Raw genomic sequence first — 5,484 nt, forward strand, 5'->3', positions numbered from 1 at the left:
GCGCAAGTGGTTGAAGTTAAAAAGGAAACTTTGAAAACTTCTTAAAAAAATCACTTGACAGCAAATGAGGCTGCTGTAGAATGCGCGCCTCGGTTGAGACGAAAGATCTTAACCAACCGCTCTTTAACAACTGAATCAAGCAATTCGTGTGGGTGCTTGTGGAGTCAGACTGATAGTCAAAAAGATTATCAGCATCACAAGTTACTCCGCGAGAAATCAAAGATGTAACCAACGATTGCTGAGCCAAGTTTAGGGTTTTCTCAAAACCCAAAGATGTTTGAACTGAAGAGTTTGATCATGGCTCAGATTGAACGCTGGCGGCAGGCCTAACACATGCAAGTCGAGCGGCAGCACGGGTACTTGTACCTGGTGGCGAGCGGCGGACGGGTGAGTAATGCCTAGGAATCTGCCTAGTAGTGGGGGATAACGTCCGGAAACGGGCGCTAATACCGCATACGTCCTACGGGAGAAAGTGGGGGATCTTCGGACCTCACGCTATTAGATGAGCCTAGGTCGGATTAGCTAGTTGGTGAGGTAATGGCTCACCAAGGCTACGATCCGTAACTGGTCTGAGAGGATGATCAGTCACACTGGAACTGAGACACGGTCCAGACTCCTACGGGAGGCAGCAGTGGGGAATATTGGACAATGGGCGAAAGCCTGATCCAGCCATGCCGCGTGTGTGAAGAAGGTCTTCGGATTGTAAAGCACTTTAAGTTGGGAGGAAGGGCAGTTACCTAATACGTGATTGTTTTGACGTTACCGACAGAATAAGCACCGGCTAACTCTGTGCCAGCAGCCGCGGTAATACAGAGGGTGCAAGCGTTAATCGGAATTACTGGGCGTAAAGCGCGCGTAGGTGGTTTGTTAAGTTGAATGTGAAAGCCCCGGGCTCAACCTGGGAACTGCATCCAAAACTGGCAAGCTAGAGTATGGTAGAGGGTGGTGGAATTTCCTGTGTAGCGGTGAAATGCGTAGATATAGGAAGGAACACCAGTGGCGAAGGCGACCACCTGGACTGATACTGACACTGAGGTGCGAAAGCGTGGGGAGCAAACAGGATTAGATACCCTGGTAGTCCACGCCGTAAACGATGTCAACTAGCCGTTGGGAGCCTTGAGCTCTTAGTGGCGCAGCTAACGCATTAAGTTGACCGCCTGGGGAGTACGGCCGCAAGGTTAAAACTCAAATGAATTGACGGGGGCCCGCACAAGCGGTGGAGCATGTGGTTTAATTCGAAGCAACGCGAAGAACCTTACCAGGCCTTGACATCCAATGAACTTTCTAGAGATAGATTGGTGCCTTCGGGAACATTGAGACAGGTGCTGCATGGCTGTCGTCAGCTCGTGTCGTGAGATGTTGGGTTAAGTCCCGTAACGAGCGCAACCCTTGTCCTTAGTTACCAGCACGTTATGGTGGGCACTCTAAGGAGACTGCCGGTGACAAACCGGAGGAAGGTGGGGATGACGTCAAGTCATCATGGCCCTTACGGCCTGGGCTACACACGTGCTACAATGGTCGGTACAAAGGGTTGCCAAGCCGCGAGGTGGAGCTAATCCCATAAAACCGATCGTAGTCCGGATCGCAGTCTGCAACTCGACTGCGTGAAGTCGGAATCGCTAGTAATCGCGAATCAGAATGTCGCGGTGAATACGTTCCCGGGCCTTGTACACACCGCCCGTCACACCATGGGAGTGGGTTGCACCAGAAGTAGCTAGTCTAACCTTCGGGAGGACGGTTACCACGGTGTGATTCATGACTGGGGTGAAGTCGTAACAAGGTAGCCGTAGGGGAACCTGCGGCTGGATCACCTCCTTAATCGACGACATCAGCTGCTCCATAAGTTCCCACACGAATTGCTTGATTCATTGAAGAAGACGATAGAAGCAGCTTTAAGCTCCAAGCTGATAGCTCCAAGCTAACAGTTACAAGCTCGAAATTGGGTCTGTAGCTCAGTTGGTTAGAGCGCACCCCTGATAAGGGTGAGGTCGGCAGTTCGAATCTGCCCAGACCCACCAATTTTGTTATGGGGCCATAGCTCAGCTGGGAGAGCGCCTGCCTTGCACGCAGGAGGTCAGCGGTTCGATCCCGCTTGGCTCCACCATAAACTGCTTCTGAAAGCTTAGAAATGAGCATTCACTTTGAATGTTGATTTCTAGTCTTTTGATTAGATCGTTCTTTAAAAATTTGGGTATGTGATAGAAAGATAGACTGAACGTTACTTTCACTGGTAACGGATCAGGCTAAGGTAAAATTTGTGAGGCTCTTAATTGAGCAGCAATTGCAAATTTTCGGCGAATGTCGTCTTCATAGTATAACCAGATTGCTTGGGGTTATATGGTCAAGTGAAGAAGCGCATACGGTGGATGCCTTGGCAGTCAGAGGCGATGAAAGACGTGGTAGCCTGCGAAAAGCTTCGGGGAGTCGGCAAACAGACTTTGATCCGGAGATGTCTGAATGGGGGAACCCAGCCATCATAAGATGGTTATCTTGTACTGAATACATAGGTGCAAGAGGCGAACCAGGGGAACTGAAACATCTAAGTACCCTGAGGAAAAGAAATCAACCGAGATTCCCTTAGTAGTGGCGAGCGAACGGGGACTAGCCCTTAAGTGGCTTTGAGATTAGCGGAACGCTCTGGAAAGTGCGGCCATAGTGGGTGATAGCCCTGTACGCGAAAATCTCTTAGTCATGAAATCGAGTAGGACGGGGCACGAGAAACCTTGTCTGAATATGGGGGGACCATCCTCCAAGGCTAAATACTACTGACTGACCGATAGTGAACTAGTACCGTGAGGGAAAGGCGAAAAGAACCCCGGAGAGGGGAGTGAAATAGATCCTGAAACCGTATGCGTACAAGCAGTGGGAGCAGACTTTGTTCTGTGACTGCGTACCTTTTGTATAATGGGTCAGCGACTTATTTTCAGTGGCGAGCTTAACCGAATAGGGGAGGCGTAGCGAAAGCGAGTCTTAATAGGGCGTCTAGTCGCTGGGAATAGACCCGAAACCGGGCGATCTATCCATGGGCAGGTTGAAGGTTAGGTAACACTGACTGGAGGACCGAACCGACTACCGTTGAAAAGTTAGCGGATGACCTGTGGATCGGAGTGAAAGGCTAATCAAGCTCGGAGATAGCTGGTTCTCCTCGAAAGCTATTTAGGTAGCGCCTCATGTATCACTGTAGGGGGTAGAGCACTGTTTCGGCTAGGGGGTCATCCCGACTTACCAAACCGATGCAAACTCCGAATACCTACAAGTGCCGAGCATGGGAGACACACGGCGGGTGCTAACGTCCGTCGTGAAAAGGGAAACAACCCAGACCGTCAGCTAAGGTCCCAAAGTTATGGTTAAGTGGGAAACGATGTGGGAAGGCTTAGACAGCTAGGAGGTTGGCTTAGAAGCAGCCACCCTTTAAAGAAAGCGTAATAGCTCACTAGTCGAGTCGGCCTGCGCGGAAGATGTAACGGGGCTCAAACCATACACCGAAGCTACGGGTATCACGTAAGTGATGCGGTAGAGGAGCGTTCTGTAAGCCTGTGAAGGTGAGTTGAGAAGCTTGCTGGAGGTATCAGAAGTGCGAATGCTGACATGAGTAACGACAATGGGTGTGAAAAACACCCACGCCGAAAGACCAAGGTTTCCTGCGCAACGTTAATCGACGCAGGGTTAGTCGGTCCCTAAGGCGAGGCTGAAAAGCGTAGTCGATGGAAAACAGGTTAATATTCCTGTACTTCTAGTTATTGCGATGGAGGGACGGAGAAGGCTAGGCCAGCTTGGCGTTGGTTGTCCAAGTTTAAGGTGGTAGGCTGGAATCTTAGGTAAATCCGGGATTCTAAGGCCGAGAGCTGATGACGAGTTACCTTTTAGGTGACGAAGTGGTTGATGCCATGCTTCCAAGAAAAGCTTCTAAGCTTCAGATAACTAGGAACCGTACCCCAAACCGACACAGGTGGTTGGGTAGAGAATACCAAGGCGCTTGAGAGAACTCGGGTGAAGGAACTAGGCAAAATGGCACCGTAACTTCGGGAGAAGGTGCGCCGGTGAGGGTGAAGGACTTGCTCCGTAAGCTCATGCCGGTCGAAGATACCAGGCCGCTGCGACTGTTTATTAAAAACACAGCACTCTGCAAACACGAAAGTGGACGTATAGGGTGTGACGCCTGCCCGGTGCCGGAAGGTTAATTGATGGGGTTAGCTAACGCGAAGCTCTTGATCGAAGCCCCGGTAAACGGCGGCCGTAACTATAACGGTCCTAAGGTAGCGAAATTCCTTGTCGGGTAAGTTCCGACCTGCACGAATGGCGTAACGATGGCGGCGCTGTCTCCACCCGAGACTCAGTGAAATTGAAATCGCTGTGAAGATGCAGTGTATCCGCGGCTAGACGGAAAGACCCCGTGAACCTTTACTATAGCTTTGCACTGGACTTTGAATTTGCTTGTGTAGGATAGGTGGGAGGCTTTGAAGCGTGAACGCCAGTTTGCGTGGAGCCATCCTTGAAATACCACCCTGGCAACTTTGAGGTTCTAACTCAGGTCCGTTATCCGGATCGAGGACAGTGTATGGTGGGTAGTTTGACTGGGGCGGTCTCCTCCTAAAGAGTAACGGAGGAGTACGAAGGTGCGCTCAGACCGGTCGGAAATCGGTCGTAGAGTATAAAGGCAAAAGCGCGCTTGACTGCGAGACAGACACGTCGAGCAGGTACGAAAGTAGGTCTTAGTGATCCGGTGGTTCTGTATGGAAGGGCCATCGCTCAACGGATAAAAGGTACTCCGGGGATAACAGGCTGATACCGCCCAAGAGTTCATATCGACGGCGGTGTTTGGCACCTCGATGTCGGCTCATCACATCCTGGGGCTGAAGCCGGTCCCAAGGGTATGGCTGTTCGCCATTTAAAGTGGTACGCGAGCTGGGTTTAGAACGTCGTGAGACAGTTCGGTCCCTATCTGCCGTGGACGTTTGAGATTTGAGAGGGGCTGCTCCTAGTACGAGAGGACCGGAGTGGACGAACCTCTGGTGTTCCGGTTGTCACGCCAGTGGCATTGCCGGGTAGCTATGTTCGGAAAAGATAACCGCTGAAAGCATCTAAGCGGGAAACTTGCCTCAAGATGAGATCTCACTGGAACCTTGAGTTCCCTGAAGGGCCGTCGAAGACTACGACGTTGATAGGTTGGGTGTGTAAGCGCTGTGAGGCGTTGAGCTAACCAATACTAATTGCCCGTGAGGCTTGACCATATAACACCCAAGCAATTTGCTTAAGAAGCGAGTTGCGGTGTGTGAAGACGAAACAAACCGAAAGTTTGCACCGCTCACAAAGCACACGAATCTATTACATACCCATTTGCTGGCACGTTGCATAAGCGACGGTCTGGCTACCGAATTTCTTGACGACCATAGAGCGTTGGAACCACCTGATCCCATCCCGAACTCAGAAGTGAAACGATGCATCGCCGATGGTAGTGTGGGGTTTCCCCATGTGAGAGTAGGT

2 tRNA genes and 3 rRNA genes are annotated in these 5,484 nt (G+C 51.0%); all 5 read left to right on the forward strand.

Annotation, left to right across the window (positions count from 1 at the left end):
* Positions 1 to 279 precede the first annotated feature (279 nt).
* Positions 280 to 1,818, forward strand: a 16S ribosomal RNA gene (locus FW796_RS31740).
* A 123-nt stretch (positions 1,819 to 1,941) separates the two neighbouring features.
* A tRNA-Ile gene (locus tag FW796_RS31745) sits at positions 1,942 to 2,018 on the forward strand.
* A gap of 10 nt (positions 2,019 to 2,028) precedes the next feature.
* Positions 2,029 to 2,104: transfer RNA gene (locus tag FW796_RS31750), tRNA-Ala, on the forward strand.
* A gap of 235 nt (positions 2,105 to 2,339) precedes the next feature.
* Positions 2,340 to 5,231, forward strand: a 23S ribosomal RNA gene (locus FW796_RS31755).
* A 148-nt stretch (positions 5,232 to 5,379) separates the two neighbouring features.
* Positions 5,380 to 5,484 (forward strand): 5S ribosomal RNA (gene rrf / locus FW796_RS31760); the annotation flags it as partial.

Source organism: Pseudomonas sp. 910_21 (assembly GCF_052850735.1).